Origin of the sequence: Microbacterium sp. EF45047, assembly GCF_028472845.1 — a bacterium.
Lineage (GTDB): Bacteria > Actinomycetota > Actinomycetes > Actinomycetales > Microbacteriaceae > Microbacterium > Microbacterium neungamense.
Genome location: NZ_CP069429.1, coordinates 462618 through 478545, shown reverse-complemented (window position 1 = coordinate 478545; position 15928 = coordinate 462618). Strand labels below are relative to the sequence as shown.

Sequence of the window (15928 nt, the reverse complement as noted above, 5' to 3'; positions counted from 1 at the left end):
GGTTGAGAGCCCGGGTTGGACGGGGCGGGACGTTGGGCGGGGCGGGACGTTGGGCGGGGCGGGATGCCCGGGCGGGTGACGTCGGCGGTCAGGAGATCAGCGACAGCTCCCGCAGCCGGCGCAGCACGGCGTCCACGTCGTCGGCGATGTCGCCGGCCTGGACCGCGAAGCTCTCGGCGAGCACCTGCAGCAGCTCGTCGCGGGTGATGCCGTCCGCGTCGGCGATGGTGTGCCAGATCGCCGCGGCCGACCCCTCCAGCGCCGTCGGGGTGGCCGCCGGGTCGGCGAGGTCGAGCACGACGACCCGCTCCGGGCCGCTGGACACCCAGGCGACGTCGCCCCCGATCCGGTGCGCCTCGGCGGTCATCGCTCCCCCACCACGAACCCGGCCTCGGCGAGCTCCTGCATCGCGTGCCGCACCAGCGCGGCCGGGTCGCCCGACGGCGGCGCCCCGTGCGCGGCCACCACGGCCGCGACGATCGCCTCCTCGCCCTCGCCGGCGTGTCGCAGGATCGTGGGGGCGATGCCGTCCAGCACGCGCAGCGTCCGCCCCGCGAGCACCACGATCCGGTCGCCGTCGTCGACGGCATCCGCCGATGTCACCTCGCCCTCGGGGCCGAGCACGGGCAGCTGCCGCGCCGTCCCCGCATCGGATGCCGGGCCGGGCGCGAGGATCCGTTCGATCGCGGCCGGCACCTCGGACGCCTCCGCGTACCGCAGCCGCCGGACGCCGCCGGCGCGGGCGCACAGGTCGGCGAGCGCGCTCACCGTCCCCGGCAGCTCGGTGAGGTAGCTGGTCTGCGCGACGAGATCCGGCGCCGCGTCGGCGAACGGCACGTGCTCGACGGTCACTCCGGAGGCGCCGGGATCGCGGTCGAGGACGACGATCGCCGCGAGCCGCAGCGGGACGCCCGGCAGGTCGCGCAGCCCCGCGTCGGCGGGGGCGATCTGGTCCTTCGGCATCCCGTGCCGGATCACGGAGAGCGGCTTCCGGTACGGCAGCACCCGCAGCTCGTCGTCGAAGGCGATGGTCTCGTCCGAGACGTAGCCGAAGTGCCGCGCCAAGTGCCGGCTCAGCGTGGTCTTGCCGCGCCCGGACGGTCCGACGAAGGCGATCACCCGCCCGTCCTCGAGTGCCACGCCCGCGGCGTGCAGCATCAACAGGCGGCCGCGGTTGTGCGCGAGCGCCTCGAGGGTCACGTCGGTGGACAGCTGCTGCAGGAACGCCTCGGGGTCGGACACGGCCGGCACGTCGATGCGGGCGTCCTCCGCCGCATCCTCCTCCGCCGCATCCACGCTCGCCCCGCTCCACGCGTGCGCAGTCCTGGCGACGACGTCGGCCGGGACGTCGTCCCCGAAGACGATGCGGATGCGGGCGCCCAGGGCCCCGACCGTCACCGAGCGCGCGGTCACGGCGCGCTCACGCCGCCGACTCGCTGCGCCGCCGCGGGCCCTCGACCCGTTCGGCCTCCTCGGCCTCCGACCGGTAGTAGTCGCCGTGGTACTGGTAGCCGTAGTACGCAGCCCCGCTGCCGCGGCGCGGCACCCGGTTCAGCACCACGCCGAGCGCCCGGGCGCTGGCGCGCTCCAGGTTGCTGAGCGCCTTGCTGAGCACCTCGAAGGTGGTCCGGCCGACGGTGGCGACGACGATCGCCCCGTCCGCGTGCTGGGTGAGCACCGCGGCATCCGTCACCGGGATCAGCGGCGGAGCGTCGACGATGATGACGGCTTCGCGCGAGACGGCGGCGAGCATGTCGCGCATGCGCGCCGAGCCGAGCACCTCGCTCGGGTTCGGCGGCAGCTTGCCGGCGGCGACGACGACGAGGTTCGGATGCCCGGGCACGCGCTGCGCGATCTCGGCGATCTCGGCGCGGCCGACGAGCACGTCGGACAGGCCCACGTCCTCGACGAGGCCGAAGATGGTGGCGATCATCGGGCGGCGCAGGTCGCCGTCGATGAGTACGACGCGCTCCCCGTTGGCGGCGAGCGTGATGGCGAGGTTCGACGCGGTGGTCGACTTGCCGTCGCCGGGGAGCGGGCTGGTGACGACGATCACGCGCGGCGGGTTGTCGACGTCCATGAACTGGATGTTGGTGCGCAGCTCGCGCATCGCCTCCGCCACGGCGAAGAGGTGGGCATTGCTGCTGCGGGTCGAGGTGGCGCCGTCGCTCGGGATCAGCCGGTTGTCCGCGGTGAAGCTCTTCTCCTCCGGGATGGTGCCGACCACGGCGATGCCGAGCTCCCGCTCGACCGAGTCCACCGAGCGGATGCGGCGATCGAGCGTGTAGCGCAGCATGGCGTACCCGAAGGCGAGGGCCACGCCGATCAGCCCGCCGATCGCGAGCGCGAGCCGGGTGTTCGGCGATGCCGGCGCGCTCGGCAGCAGCGCGGAGTCGATCGGCACGAGGTACACCGACCCGGGGGTCTCCTCGTCGCCGGTCTCCAGCAGGTTGACCTCCGCGGCCATGCCGCGCACCCACGCCTCGGCGATGTCGCGGGCCTGCTCCGGGCTGGACGCCTGGGCGGTCACCTTCAGCGACACGGTGTCCAGCGGGTTCGTCACGGTCACCTGCGAGACCAGCCGCTCGGGCTGGTGTCCAGTCCGAGCTCCTCGATCACGCGCTCGGCGACGGAGCGCGAGGTGCCCAGGTTCACGAAGGTCTTCACGCGGGAGTTGGCGAGCTGGTTGCCCAGCGTCTTGGCGCCGAGGTCGTCGCCGGATGCCGTGGCCTGCACGATCGCCGTGGTGTCGGCCGCGTAGATCTTGGGCTGCAGTAGCGTCCAGCCGAAGGCGACCACCAGCGCGCTCACGACGAGGATCAGCAGCCCCAGCCAGTGCGCACGGAAGATACGCAGGTAATGGCGCAGATCCATTGAGTCGCTCTCTGTTCCCGGTCGCGGCACCCCAGGCCCCCCGATGCTGCTGAATATCCTCACCAAACTACTACAGTGCGCCTGCGCCCCCGGGCCGTCCGAGTAGGGTGAGACGCGTGAGCGCCGAAGAGTCCGGGAGCGCCGAGGCGCGGCCGCTGCGCGCGCGGATCACCGGGAGCGTGTGGTTCCACCTGGTGCTCGCGTTCGTCACCGCCGGGCTGGCAGACCGTGAGCTGCTGCACCGAGGACGGGCGCATCCTGGTGGACGGCGAGCCGCTGGACGAGCCGTACGTGTTCGAGGACCTGCCGTTCGACGCCGCCGGCCTGAACTGCACCACGCAGCCCGCCTCGAGCCGCTGCTTCGCGGAGGTGGTGGTGCCCGAGGACTCGTACCTCGTGCTGGGCGACCACCGCTCGTCGTCCTCGGATTCCGCCGCCGAATGCCGTCACGACGGCGGCGCGGATGCCGGATGCTGGCGCTGGGCGAAGCGCGACCAGATCGTCGGCCCCGCCGTCGCGATCCTCTGGCCGATCCCCCGCTGGTCGGGCCTCTGATCCCTTCGGACCCTTCGACGCGCTCAGGGTCCGGACGCCCTGCGGATGCTGAGCCTGTCGAAGCGTCCGCACACCCGCGGACGCTGAGCCTGTCGAAGCGTCCGGACCGCCCCTACCGGAAACGCCGGTTCGGGGTTAGACTCCCCACAATTCCTTCGTCTGGGGACGGAGGGAGTCAGCGCCTTCGTCTGGGGACGGAGGACACATCTGGGGACGGGGATGACGCACCGCCTGTGGGAGGCGGTGAGGGGACCCTGCGACTGCAGGAATTACTGGGGTGCTCGTCCTCTGGGGAGGGAACGTGGCGTTATCTGGGGACCTTGTCCTGCCGGGCCGGCGGGGCAGGACGATTCGGGCTGTCCGCCCGACGACGGAACGGCTCTCGCCGGCATCCGTCCCGCTGTCCGTGCCGACGCCCGCCGGGATCGTCCGCTGGCAGCGCGGCTATGCGCGCCGCCTGATGCTCACCGACACCGTCATCGTCGTGGCGGCCGTGTTCGGCGCGCAGGCGCTGCGCTTCGGTCAGACATCCGCCGATCTGCACATCCCGGGCGTCTCCGGCGACGGGTTCGGCGTGGCGTACACGGTCGTCTCGGCCGTCTTCATCGTGGCGTGGCTGCTCGCCCTGCGCGTGCACGGCACCCGCGACGAGAAGACCATCGGCAGCGGATGGCAGGAGTACCGGCAGGTGGCGGATGCCAGCATCCGCGTGTTCGGCGTGCTCGCCATCGCCGCGTTCCTGCTGCACATCGAGGTCGCCCGCGGCTACCTCCTCCTCGCTCTCCCGGCAGGGGCGGGGATGCTCGTCGCCGGTCGCTGGGCCTGGCGGCAGTGGCTGGGCGCGCAGCGCGCGCAGGGGCGGTGCCTGGCGCGCACGATCGTCGTGGGCGAGCACGGCAAGGCGCAGCACATCGCGCGGGAGCTCCAGCGCGACCGCACCGCGGGCATGGTGATCACCGGTGCGGTGACCGAGTTCGGCACCGGGCGGATGCTGCTGCCCGGCATCCCCGTGATCGGTGATCTGAGCGACGTGGTCGAGAGCCTCGAGCGCGCGGACGCGGATGCCGTCGTCTACGCAGGCTCCGACCTGATCACCCCCGCCAAGCTGCGGCAGTTCGGCTGGGATCTGCAGACCCGCAGCATCGACCTCATCGTCGCCGCGGCGCTCACCGACGTGGCCGGGCCGCGCATCCACGCCCGCCCGGTCGCTGGCCTCTCCCTCATCCACGTGGACTATCCGCAGTTCACCGGCTCGCGCTACGTCACCAAGCGGGCGTTCGACATCGTGGTGTCCGCGCTCGCCCTCCTGGTGCTCGCCCCGGCGATGCTGATGATCGCCGCGATGGTGCGCACCGACGGCGGGCCGGCGCTGTTCCGGCAGTCCCGGGTCGGGCAGGACGGCCGCGTGTTCTCGATGCTGAAGTTCCGCTCCATGGTGGTCGGCGCCGAGGACATGCTGCCGCAGCTGCTGCCGACCTCGGACGGCAACGGGGTGCTGTTCAAGATGCGCGACGACCCGCGGGTCACCCGGCTCGGCCGCATCCTGCGCCGGCTCAGCATCGACGAGCTGCCGCAGCTGCTGAACGTGCTCCGCGGCGAGATGTCGCTGGTCGGACCGCGCCCGCCGCTGATGAGCGAGGTGGAGACGTACGAGGAGTGGGTGGAGCGCCGGCTGCTCGTCAAGCCCGGCATCACCGGCCTGTGGCAGGTCAGCGGCCGCTCCGACCTGTCCTGGGAGGACAGCGTCCGCCTCGACCTGTACTACGTCGAGAACTGGTCCCTCACCAGCGACCTGGTGATCCTCTGGCGCACGGCGCGCGCGGTCCTCAAGCGCCACGGAGCGTACTGAGCGCGCCTGGGGCGTCCGCCCGCTCTCGGGGAGTCCACGGAGTGCTTCCCTACGATGGGGGGCACCCTCCTTCGCAGCTTCCGGTTCTGGGTCCCGGTCGGGATCGTGCTGGTTCTGCTGGCGGTCGCCGTCGTCGGATGCGTGGTCGGCAAGGGCGTCTACGACCGGGCGATGGCGGCGCGCAGCGCACTCGTGCAGGCCGTCCCGCTCGCGTCGACGGCCAAGGAGCAGATCCTCGCGGGCGACTCCGAGCGCGCGAAGGCGACGGCCGCGCAGCTGGCCGAGCTGACCGGTGAGGCGCGCGCGCAGACGGACGACGAGACCTGGAAGAACCTGGAGTGGCTGCCGGTCGTCGGCCCGAACCTGCACGCCGTCCGCACCGCGGCCGCCGTCACGGACGACCTCGCCACCCAGGCACTCGCCCCGGCGACGGCGCTGTCGCTGGAGGCGCTGAAGCCGAAGGACGGCGCGATCGACATCGCGGCGATCACGGCGATGCAGGGCACGGTCGGCCAGGCGGCGGATGCCGTCGCGAAGGCCTCCTCCGACCTCGAGGGCATCGACCGCGAGGGGTTGATCCCGCAGGTCGACTCGGCAGTGACGACGCTGACGGATGCCGTGGACGAGATCGAGCCGATGCTGGCTCCCGCCAAGGAGATCCTCGGCATCCTGCCGACGGCGCTCGGCGCGGAGGCGCCGCGCAACTACCTGATGATCTTCCAGAACAACGCCGAGTCTCGTGGCACGGGCGGCAACCCGGCGGCGCTGGTGCTTCTCACGGTGGACAAGGGCAGGATCAGCATCACGCAGCAGGCCTCCAGTACGGACTTCAAGAACGGGCGCCCCGACCCGGTCATCCCGCTGAACCCCGAGACCGAGGCGCTGTACGGCGACAAGGTCGGGCGTTGGATCTCGGATGCCACGATGACGCCGGACTTCATCGAGAGCGCCGCCCTCGTCCGCGCCTGGTGGGCGGAGGAGTTCGACACGCGCGTGGATGCCGTGGTGTCCTTCGATCCGGTGGCACTCAGCTACCTGCTCGCGGCCACCGGACCGACGGTGGTCCCCGCGGAGCCCGTGGAGTTCCGCGGTGAGATGGTCCGCGTGCTCGACGAGCCGGTCACGATCACGAGCGAGAACGCGGTTCCGCTTCTTCTGAACGAGGCGTACTGGCGCTTCCCGGACGGGCGGCTTCAGGATGCGTTCTTCGCGGCCGCGGCCCGCTCGGTGTTCGACGCGCTGACCCGCGGCGATGCACAGCCGAAGCCCCTGCTCGACGCCCTCCTCCGCGCGGTGGATGAGGACCGCCTCCTCTACGCGCCGGCGACCGAAGCCGAGGCGGCGCTCGTGGCGGAGTCGGCGTTGTCCGGCCGGCTCCCCAGCACCAACGAGGCGTCGACGGTCCTCGGCGTCTATGTCAACGACGACACCCAGAGCAAGCTCGACTACTACATGCAGCTCGACGTGGCGGGCAGCTCCACGCAGTGCACGGCACCGGACAGCCCGACCTTCACGGCGACGGCGACACTGACCAACACCGTCACGCCCGAGCAGGCGCCGGACCTCCCGTATCACATCGCCCCCGCGCGCTACTACCCGAAGGGCGACATCTCGACGCACCTCGTGCTGTACGGCCCGGTCGGCTCCACTCTGACCTCGGTGACGATCGACGGCCAGCCTGTGAGCGTCTCGGGGACGCAGCATCTGGGTCGCGGGGCGGTCAAGGTGCCGATCATCAACAAGCCGGGTCAGACCCACACCGTGGTCGCGCAGTTCAGCGCCCCCGCCGGGGAGTTCGGCCCGCTCGAGGTGCGGCACACGCCGATGGTGCGTCCGGTGCCGGCCACGGTCGAGACGCCCGGCTGCGGCTGACGTGCCTACGCCCCGGCCGGGGACTGCGGCGGCCGCGCCCCGTGCAGGATCTCGTAGATGTCGCCGATGAACGCCTCGATCTCGTCGTATCCGCTCACCGGACCCCCGGCCAGGTAGCCGTCGGCACCGACGAGCACCGCGGCCGGGGTTGCCCAGTCGGCGATCGAGCTGCGGACGTACCCCGGTCGGTCGTGCAGCGTCTGGGGTTCGGTGGTGTCAGCGAGCCGGCTCACGGCGGGGTCGTGCGTGAGCAGGAAGCGCACGCTGACCTCAGGCAGCAGAGCCCGCCACCGCGGCATCGCCTCGATCGCGGGCACGCACGATCCGCACGTCTCGCTGACCGCAAGCAGCAGCAGCGGGCCGCGAGCGGCGAGGTCGCGCAGGTTCACGGTGCGGCCGTCGGCGAGCGTCACCGGCACCGCGGGAGTGCGGGTGCGGATGTAGTCGGCCGGGTCGTCGGCATCCGTCCTCACCCCGGCATCCGCAGACGTCGGCATGATCGGCACGCCCGCCCCGACGCCGGCCGTGGCGGGCTCCCCCACCGACAGCCAGACGGTGAGCGCCGCAGCCGCGAGCGCGGGCATCCACACCCAGGAGGCGCCGAGCGCGACGACCGCCCCGCCGAGCAGCGGCGCCGCCCCGACGACGCCCAGGGCCGCGAGCGCCAGCAGCAGGAACCAGGCGTTCCGCACCACGGTGACGGCGGTGATCGGGCGTCGGCTGCCGAAGCAGCTGCACGACGCCCCGGGGCTCTGCCGGAAGCTGCGCACCACCAGCACGAGATACGCGACGAAGAGCAGCACGGCCGCGGCCGCCGCGAGCACGCCCAGCCACGCACCCGTGCCCAGGAGAAGGGCCGCGAGCAGGATCTCGCCGACCGGATGCAGTCGACGCAGCCATTCGCGGCGGAGGAAGTCGGGCACGCCGAGCTCCGCCCAGCCGGCGAGCGTGTCCGGGGTGCGCAGCTTCGCGATCGCCGCGGCGAGCAGCACGCCCGCCAGGATCAGCGGCGCCGCCATCAGAACCTCACGCACGGGCATCCTCCTCGACGATGAATCCGGCTTCGGCGAGCGCGGCGGTGTAGCGCTGGATCTCCGCCGCGTCCGCCACGACCGCCGCGGCATCCGCCGGCTGTGATCCGACGGCAGCCCGCCAGGCGGTCACTGCCGGCCCGTCCAAGATCACGACGGGTCCCTCGGGAAGCCCGGCGACGTACACCCTCTCCCCCGCGTCGAGCACGCCGACGTCGCGCGCGATCCGGTAGCGCCTCATCCGCGCCTCCCGACCAGCGAGCGGATGCCGGCGCCGAACCGCCGGAGCGTCGCCGTGGCCATCTCGAGGGCGGTCGGATCGCGGCCCAGCTTGTGGGCGAGCATCGACCGGTTGGCCAGAGGCGCCCGCAGAAGGGTCTGCATCGCTTCGAGCGGGTTGCGCGCGGCGAGGACGCGCCCCCACCATTCCGCACCCCGGCTGCCGCCCTCCGCGATCGTCTTCCACAGCAGGTGCTCACGTCGTCCGCGTAAACGGTCCAGCTCCCCCATCGTGACGGCGAAGGGCACCTCCGCGCGCAGTTCCCGGATCAGGGCCTGCCTGCGGGCGCGCTCCTCGGGCGACTGCGCCTGCCAGACGCGTCGCCCTTCCGCCCCCACTGCACGCACGTCGCGCGCGGCATTGAGCATGAGCAGCACCACCTGGACGTCCAGGGAGGGCACCGCGCAGGGCACACCGACGGCGTCGTGCACGCCGTGACCCGCCCACAGCACCTCGAACGCCCGGCGATCGGGCAGGCGGATGCCGGGGAACCGGCGGTGCAGATCGAGGTAGCCCCAGTCCGGGTGATGGTAGGTCTGCGCGTGCCCGAACGGCGAGCCGTCCAGGAAGGTGCTGTACACCCGCCAGCCGTGCCGCACGAGTTCGGCGTGCATCCGCGGGACCGCGACCGGGTCGATGAGCACGTCCACGTCCGACCCTGCGCGGACGTGCGAGCGGATGCTCGGGTCGACGGTGTCGCCCTTGATGTGCAGCAGCCGGATGCCGGAGCGCTCGGCGATCACCTGGACGGAGGCCCGGGCGAACTGCAGGCGCACGCCCAGGGGGATCGCAGACGTCCCCGGTGCTTCCACGAGGTCAGCCTATGCCTTGACGGGCATCCGCCGGCGGGTCGCGATTTCCCGGTAGATCTCCGCGTGGGCGCGGGCGACCGCCGCGTCGTCCAGCAGTCCCGGGGTCCCCGGAGCGGCGGATGCCAGGCGCTCGCGCGCCGCGGCATCCTCGACCAGCTCGCGCAGCACCTCGGCGAGCGCCCGCGGGTCGCGCGGCGCCACCCGCCTCCCGTTCTCCCCGTCGGTCACCCACTCCCGCGGCCCGCCCTCGTCCGCCACCACGGTGACCAATCCTGCCGCGAGGTACTGCAGCACGTTCTGTCCGAGCGGCTCGGCGCGCGTGGAGTACTGCACCCCGACGTCCCAGCGCGCCAAGGCCTCGGGCACGTCGTCGACGTGCCCGAGCAGGCGCACCCGGTCGGCGATGCCCAGTTCGGCCGCGCGCGCGGCGAGCCGCGCGGCGAAATCCTCGTGCTCGAACGGCGCGCCGCCGGCGAACTCGAGTTCGGCGTCCCCGTGCCGACAGGCGACGGCGAACGCCTCGAGCAGCTCGGCCTGCCCCTTCCATGGGTCGATGCGGGCGAGCATCCCGATCCGCAGCGGTCCGGTCCGCGGCGGCCGTGCAGCGGCGCGGGTGAGGCCCGCCGCGCTCGGGATGACGGCGGTGATCGCGTCGTCGCGCAGGAACGGCCGCGCGGTCGACAGCGTGGTGTGCGAATTGGCGATCACGCCGTCCGCCCGCGGCAGCACGAGCCGCGTCATCACCCGGTGGCCGAAGCCGCCCAGGCTCTCCTCGTCCACCATGTCGCGCAGGTGGACCACGAGCGGCGTGCGCGAGCCGAGCAGCGCCACAGCGGCGTACGCGGCGGCCCGCGTGCTGTTCGCCGCGACGACGTCACACGTCCGCACCAGCGGGTTCAGCCGGGTCTCCACCGCCTGCACGACCAGCCGCGCGGCGAGGACCGCGAGCCGCAGCGGTGAACCCGCGCTGCCGCCCGGGCCCTGCGCGACCCCGGCGGTGCGACGCAGCACGGTCGGCGGCAGCGCCGCGAAGGCATCCGCCTCGTCGACCGCCGGCACGAGCACGGCCGGCAGCCAGTCGCCGCCTGCTCGCAGCAGGCGCACCAGCGCGAGCTCCGCGCCCCCGCGCGCCGTCGTGTGATCGAGATGCACGACACGAGGTGCACTCGTCCCCAGATATACCGCTCCCACAGCGTCTCCCCAGACCCGTCGCCGGGGCCTCCCCAGGCCTGTGTCCGGCGACTATGGTTGGTCACAGCATATCTGGGGAGGCCGCGTGCAGGTGCTGCGGATTTCGCACAGCGCCACCGTGTCCGCTTGGCGGGGCCGGGAGCAGGCGCTGCGCGGCGAGGGCGTGGATGTCACGCTCGCCGCAGCCCGGAACTGGCACGCGGGCGGGGTGCCGGTGAGCCTCTCCGCCGCGGCGGACGACCCGGTCACCGGCGTCGCGACCATCGGCCGCCATCCCGCCCTGTTCCTCTACGATCCGCGGCCGCTCTGGCGTCTGCTCGGCGAGCGCTGGGACCTCATCGACGTGCACGAGGAGCCGTTCGCGCTGTGCACCGCCGAGATCCTGCTGCTGCGGGCGCTGCGCCGCAACCGCGCGCCGTACGCGCTCTACACCGCGCAGAACCTGCGCAAGCGCTACCCGTTCCCGTTCGGCCTGCTCGAGCGGCGGGCGCTGCGCGGCGCGGCCGCCGTTTCGGCGTGCAACCGCGAGGCCGCGGCGATCGCGGAGGCGAAGGGCTTCCCGGGCCGGGCGCGCGTGATCCCGCTCGGTGTCGAGCTGCCGGGCACCGTGCCGGAGCGGCGGGCGGATGCCGGCACGATCACCGTCGGGCTGCTGGGCCGCCTGGTGCCGGAGAAGGGCGTGCATATGCTGCTGGACGCTCTCGCACGGGATGAGCGGCTGCATGCCCGCATCGCGGGGGCGGGTCCGCTTGCGGAGACGCTGCAGACGGATGCCGCGGCGCGCGCGGTCGCCGACCGCGTGAGCTTCCTCGGCGCGATCCCGCCGGACGAAGTCGCGGAGTTCTACCGCGGGATCGACGTGCTCGCGGTGCCGTCGATCCCGACGGCGCGGTGGACGGAGCAGTTCGGCCGCGTCGCGGTCGAGGCGATGGCGCACGCAGTGCCGGTCGTGTCGAGCGATGCGGGGGCGCTGCCGGACGTCGTCGGCGATGCGGGCATCGTCGTGCCGCACGGCGACGCGGCGGCGCTGGCGGATGCCCTGGTGAGGGCGCATGAGCGCCGCGAGGAGCTGCGGGACGCCGGCCTCCGGCGCGCCCGGGAGTGCTCCTGGCCGGCGGTCGCCCGGCAGTACCTGGCCATGTACCGCGCCGCTCTCGCCAACCGGACGGACGCTGAGCACACGGACGCTGAGCCCGCGGACGCTGAGCACACGGACGCTGAGCCCGCGGACGCTGAGCCCGCGGACGCTGAGCCCGTCGAAGCGTCCCCCCGCACACCCGGCCCTTCGACACGCTCAGGGTCCGGCGGTTCGACACGCTCAGGGTCCGGCGGTTCGACACGCTCAGGGTCCGGCCCTTCGACACGCTCAGGGTCCGGCGGTTCGACAGGCTCAGGGCCCGTGGAGGTCGTCGTCGTCGCGTACGGCGCCCCAGAGCTCGTCGAGCGCGCCCTCGCCCCGGTGGTCGCCCTGCCGGTCACCGTCGTGGACAACTCCTCGATGCCGGAGATCGCAGCCCTCTGCCAGCGCCTCGGCGTGCGCTATCTCGACCCGGGTGCGAACCTGGGCTTCGGCGCCGCGGTGAACCGCGCCCTCGCCGACCGGCTCGCGCCCGGCGCCGACGTGCTGCTGCTCAACCCGGACGCCCGCATCGACCCGGCCGGCATCTCCGCCCTGCACCGGGCGCTGCACGCGGAACCGCGCCTCGCCAGCGTCGGCCCGGCACAGGTCGACGAGCGGGGACGCGAAGCGCGCGTGGAATGGGTGTTCCCGTCCCCCGGCCGCGCCTGGCTGGAGGCCCTCGGCCTCGCCCGGCTGAACCGCGGGCCGCGCTATGTGATCGGCTCGGTGCTGCTGCTGCGCGCGGAGGCGGTCGCCCAGGTCGGCGGGTTCGACGAACGCTTCTTCCTGTATGCCGAGGAGGCCGACTGGGCCTACCGCGCCCACCTGCTGGGCTGGCAGCATCGGGCCGTCCCCGCCGTGCGCGCCGTGCACACCGGCGCGGGCACCAGCACCGACCCGCGACGCCGTGAGGCGCACTTCCACGCCGGCCAGGAGCGCTACTACCGCAAGCACTTCGGCGCGACGGGCTGGGCTGCCGCCCGGGCCGCGCAGTGGATCGGGGCGACCGCACGCGGCTGCGTCCTCCGCGGTGATCGCGCACGCGACGCCCGACGCCGCGCGGCCCTCTACCGCCTCGGCCCGATGCGGGTCGAGCAGCAGTGGGCGCGGAGCCGCTGATGCACATCGTCCAGATCGTCTCCCGCATCGGGCCGGGCACCGGCATCGGCGGCGTGGCGTGGAACCTGGAGCGGGAGTTCCTCGCCCAGGGCCACACCGTGGAGCGGTTCTCCGCCGTCGACGCGCTCGGCCCCGCGCGCAGGGCGCGAACGAGGTTCCGCCACCTTCTGCGCACCGCGTGGAGGGAGGTTCTGCTCACGGTCGTCGGCACCAAGCGGGCCCGCCGCTTCCTCGCCGACCGCCCGGATGCCGTCGCGCTGAGCCACAACGCCGTGATCGCCGGCGCCGTCTACGTGGATCACGGCATCCCCCTCGCCGCCGTCCTCGCACGCGGATCCGGCGTGCTGCGGGTCCTGCGCAATCCCACCCTCTGGTTCGGGTGGCTTCGCGACAGCATCCGGTTCCGGCTGCCGACGCATCGCGCGATCGTCGTCCCCTCGCAGCAGGAGTCGTCGACGCTGCGCCGCGTGTACGGGCGGGTCCGGCCCGAGATCCGGGTGATCCCGAACGGCGTCGATCTCGACGCCTTCCGCCCTCCGGATGGCGACGAGCGGGCCCGGGCACGCGCGGCGCTGGGCCTGGAGCAGCATCACCGCGTGGCGCTGTTCATCGGTCACGAGCTGCGCTGGAAGGGGGTGCCGCTGCTCATCGACGCGCTCGGGCGGGCACCGGATGTGCTGCTCCTCGTCGTGGGCGGCGACGGCACGACGATCGCGATGATGCGGAGCCGTGCGGAACGGCAGGGCGTGGCGGAGCGCGTGCACTTCGCCGGGCCGACGCCCCACGTCCTGCCGCTCTATCACGCGGCCGACATGTTCGTGCTGCCCAGCGGGTACGAGTCCTTCTCGCTCGTCATCGCCGAGGCGCTCGCCTGCGGCCTGCCGGTCATCGCGACCGCCGTCGGCTGCGCGCCGGATCTCATCTCCGAGGGCGTCTCCGGCTACATCGTGACGCGCGACCCGGCCGAGATCGCGGATCGGATGCAGCGCGTGGCCGGCACGCAGGTGGACGCCTGGCGCACCGCATGCCGGGAGTCCGTGACGTCCCTGGCCTGGCCGGTCGTCGCCGCGCGCTATCTCGACCTCCTGGCGGAGCAGCCGGGAACGGCGCGCTGATGCGTATCGTCCACCTGGTCTGCTCCTCGAACTACGCGGGGGTGGAACGCTACGTGCAGCGCCTGGCCCTGGCCCAGGCCGGCGACGGGCACGACGTCACCGTCCTGGGCGGCTCACCCGCCGGGATGGAGCCTCCGCTGCGCTCGGCGGGGGTCCGGTGGGCGCCGGCCGAGCGGGCGGCGCCGGCGGCGCGGATGCTCAGCCGGCTCCGCCACGTGGATGTCGTGAACTCGCACATGACCGCGGCGGATGTGGCAGCGGCCGTCTCCGGCATCCGCACCCGCGTGCCGGTCGTCTCGACACGGCACTTCGCGCAGCCGCGCGGCCGGATCGGCCCGGTCCGGATCGACACGCTGCTCCACGGTCGCATCGCCGCCGAGATCGCCATCGGCCAGGCGGTCGCCGCCACCATCCGGCGCCCGAGCACGGTCGTGCACACCGGCGTCGAGGATGCTCCGGCCGCCGCTCCCGGCGACAGCCGCACGATCCTGATGGCTCAGCGCCTGCAGCCCGAGAAGCACTCCTGGCTCGGGGTGCTCGCGTTCGCGGCATCCGGGCTGGCGGAGCAGGGGTGGCGGCTGCGCATCGCCGGCGACGGGCCGGAGCGCCCCCAGCTGGACGCGCTGCGGCGCGACCTGGATGTGGCGGACGCCGTCGAACTGCTCGGCTTCCGCCCGGACGTGGGAGAGCTGCTCGCCTCCTCCGCCGTGCTGCTGGCCACGTGCCCCCGGGAGGGCCTCGGGCTGACCGTCCTCGAGGCGATGTCCCGCGCCGTGCCCGTGGTCGCCGCCGCGGCAGCCGGTCACCTCGACCTGCTGGACGGCGCCGACCCGCTCCTGCTGTTCCGCCCCGACGACGAGGCGCAGGCCGCGGCCCGGCTGCGCGCCCTGGCCGATGACCCCTCGGCTCGCACGGATCTGGGCCGGGAGCTGCAGCGACGACAGCGGCAGCGCTTCACCGTCGCCGCCCAGGCCGCGGAGACCGAAGCCGTGTACCGGGAGGCGGTGGCGCGATGGCGGACCTGATCGTGATGTCCCTGGAGCGCTGGGACGATGTCTGGCGGCGCAACCAGTACCTCGTCGCGGGCCTGCTCGACACCGACCCCGACCTGCGCGTGCTCTTCGTCGAACCCGCCGACGATCCGGTGCACGCGCTGCGCTCGCGGAAGCGCCCGGAGTTCGGTCAGCGGCTCCGCCGCAGCCGCGATCGACTGTGGACGTTCCGTCCGGTCAAGGCGCTCCCGCGACGACTGGACCCGCGCGCCGACGAACGCCTGGCGCGATCGGTGATCCGCACCGCGCGGACGCTGGGCATGCGGCACCCCGCCCTGTGGATCAACGACCCCGGGGCGGTCGCCGTGGCGCGGATCACCGGCTGGCCGACGCTGTACGACATGACGGACGACTGGCTCGCGGCCGACCGTCCGGCGGCGGAGCGTGCCCGGATCGCCTCCGCCGAGGAATGGCTGCTGGCGCATGCGCGCACGGTGGTCGCCTGCTCGCCCGAGCTGGTCCGGCGCAAGCGGGCGGGGCGCGCCGACATCCGGCTGGTGCGCAACGCCGTCGACGCGACGCGGTACACGACCCCGCTCCCCCGCCCCGCCGACCTGCCCGACGAGCCGGTCGCCGTGTACGTGGGGACGCTGCATCGTGACCGGCTGGACGTCGACCTCTGCATCCGCACCGCGGAGAGGCTGCGGCGACGCGCTCGGCTGGTGCTCGTCGGTCCCGACCTGCTGCCCGAGCGCGACGCTCAGGCGCTCACGGACGCGGGCGTGCTCCTGCTCGGCGGGCGCCCGCACGAGACGGTGCCCGCCTATCTGCAGCACGCCGACGTGCTGGTGGTGCCGCACGTCGTGTCGGAGTTCACCGATAGCCTCGACCCGATCAAGCTGTACGAGTATCAGGCGGTGGGACGGCCCGTCGTCTCGACTCCGGTGGCAGGGTTCCGCGACGCGGCAGGGGTCACCGTCGCGTCAGGCGCGGCGTTCGCGGATGCCGTCGCGCACGGCGTACCCAGCGCGACGGCCTTCCCCGCGGGGGCGAACCCGGATGCCGCGGACTGGTCGGCTCGGGTGATCGAGTTCCGTGCGGCGCTGCCGCTGTCGTGA

15 protein-coding genes are annotated in these 15928 nt (G+C 73.4%); 7 read left to right on the top strand and 8 right to left on the bottom strand.

From position 1 onward, the window contains the following. Window positions 1-88: 88 nt before the first annotated feature. From JRG78_RS02335 to JRG78_RS02320, 4 genes are read right to left on the bottom strand one after another with little or no spacing between them, the layout of a single operon-like run. On the bottom strand, window positions 89-367 hold the full coding sequence (locus JRG78_RS02335; RefSeq protein WP_272653579.1) for a PqqD family protein: 279 nt from the start codon (window positions 365-367) through the stop codon (window positions 89-91). Then, entirely contained in the window at window positions 364-1413 is a 1050-nt protein-coding gene (locus JRG78_RS02330; RefSeq protein ID WP_272653578.1) for a hypothetical protein, read from the bottom strand. Before JRG78_RS02330 ends, JRG78_RS02335 begins: the two co-directional genes overlap by 4 nt. Window positions 1414-1420: 7 nt before the next feature. Beyond that, window positions 1421-2563, bottom strand: a complete 1143-nt coding sequence (locus JRG78_RS02325) for a polysaccharide biosynthesis tyrosine autokinase (protein WP_272653577.1) — start codon at window positions 2561-2563, stop codon at window positions 1421-1423. A gap of 2 nt (window positions 2564-2565) precedes the next feature. Further along, window positions 2566-2874, bottom strand: a complete 309-nt coding sequence (locus JRG78_RS02320) for a YveK family protein (RefSeq protein ID WP_272653576.1) — start codon at window positions 2872-2874, stop codon at window positions 2566-2568. A gap of 228 nt (window positions 2875-3102) precedes the next feature. Here JRG78_RS02320 and JRG78_RS02315 point away from each other — a divergent pair, with 228 nt between their 5' ends. The 3 genes from JRG78_RS02315 to JRG78_RS02305 all read left to right on the top strand — a co-directional run bounded on the left by JRG78_RS02315 (window position 3103) and on the right by JRG78_RS02305 (window position 7150). Then, window positions 3103-3429, top strand: a complete 327-nt coding sequence (locus JRG78_RS02315; protein WP_272653575.1) for a S26 family signal peptidase — start codon at window positions 3103-3105, stop codon at window positions 3427-3429. 406 nt (window positions 3430-3835) lie between these two features. Continuing rightward, complete coding sequence (locus tag JRG78_RS02310; protein ID WP_259607386.1) at window positions 3836-5278, top strand: sugar transferase; 1443 nt, start codon at window positions 3836-3838, stop codon at window positions 5276-5278. A 54-nt stretch (window positions 5279-5332) separates the two neighbouring features. Beyond that, complete coding sequence (locus JRG78_RS02305; protein ID WP_272653574.1) at window positions 5333-7150, top strand: DUF4012 domain-containing protein; 1818 nt, start codon at window positions 5333-5335, stop codon at window positions 7148-7150. A gap of 5 nt (window positions 7151-7155) precedes the next feature. Here the strand turns inward: JRG78_RS02305 and JRG78_RS02300 are convergent, their stop codons facing one another. The 4 genes from JRG78_RS02300 to JRG78_RS02285 are packed head-to-tail and all read right to left on the bottom strand — an operon-like array spanning window position 7156 to window position 10425. After that, window positions 7156-8184, bottom strand: a complete 1029-nt coding sequence (locus tag JRG78_RS02300) for a MauE/DoxX family redox-associated membrane protein (RefSeq protein WP_259607384.1) — start codon at window positions 8182-8184, stop codon at window positions 7156-7158. After that, the gene (locus tag JRG78_RS02295; protein ID WP_259607383.1) at window positions 8177-8422 is read right to left on the bottom strand and encodes a hypothetical protein; all 246 of its coding nucleotides are present in this window, start codon (window positions 8420-8422) and stop codon (window positions 8177-8179) included. Before JRG78_RS02295 ends, JRG78_RS02300 begins: the two co-directional genes overlap by 8 nt. Beyond that, complete coding sequence (locus JRG78_RS02290; protein WP_259607382.1) at window positions 8419-9273, bottom strand: nucleotidyltransferase family protein; 855 nt, start codon at window positions 9271-9273, stop codon at window positions 8419-8421. The genes JRG78_RS02295 and JRG78_RS02290 overlap by 4 nt, the downstream gene beginning before the upstream one ends. A 9-nt stretch (window positions 9274-9282) precedes the next feature. Then, entirely contained in the window at window positions 9283-10425 is a 1143-nt protein-coding gene (locus JRG78_RS02285; protein WP_272653573.1) for a glycosyltransferase family 4 protein, read from the bottom strand. Window positions 10426-10582: 157 nt separating this feature from the next. Between JRG78_RS02285 and JRG78_RS02280 the strand changes: the two genes are divergently transcribed. The 4 genes from JRG78_RS02280 to JRG78_RS02265 are packed head-to-tail and all read left to right on the top strand — an operon-like array spanning window position 10583 to window position 15928. Continuing rightward, complete coding sequence (locus JRG78_RS02280; protein WP_272653572.1) at window positions 10583-12703, top strand: glycosyltransferase; 2121 nt, start codon at window positions 10583-10585, stop codon at window positions 12701-12703. After that, window positions 12703-13818, top strand: coding sequence for a glycosyltransferase family 4 protein (locus JRG78_RS02275; protein ID WP_259607379.1), 1116 nt, complete (start codon window positions 12703-12705; stop codon window positions 13816-13818). Before JRG78_RS02280 ends, JRG78_RS02275 begins: the two co-directional genes overlap by 1 nt. After that, window positions 13818-14843, top strand: coding sequence for a glycosyltransferase family 4 protein (locus JRG78_RS02270; RefSeq protein ID WP_259607378.1), 1026 nt, complete (start codon window positions 13818-13820; stop codon window positions 14841-14843). Before JRG78_RS02275 ends, JRG78_RS02270 begins: the two co-directional genes overlap by 1 nt. Further along, window positions 14831-15928: a glycosyltransferase gene (locus JRG78_RS02265; protein ID WP_259607377.1), complete on the top strand. Its 1098-nt coding sequence runs from the start codon at window positions 14831-14833 to the stop codon at window positions 15926-15928. The genes JRG78_RS02270 and JRG78_RS02265 overlap by 13 nt, the downstream gene beginning before the upstream one ends.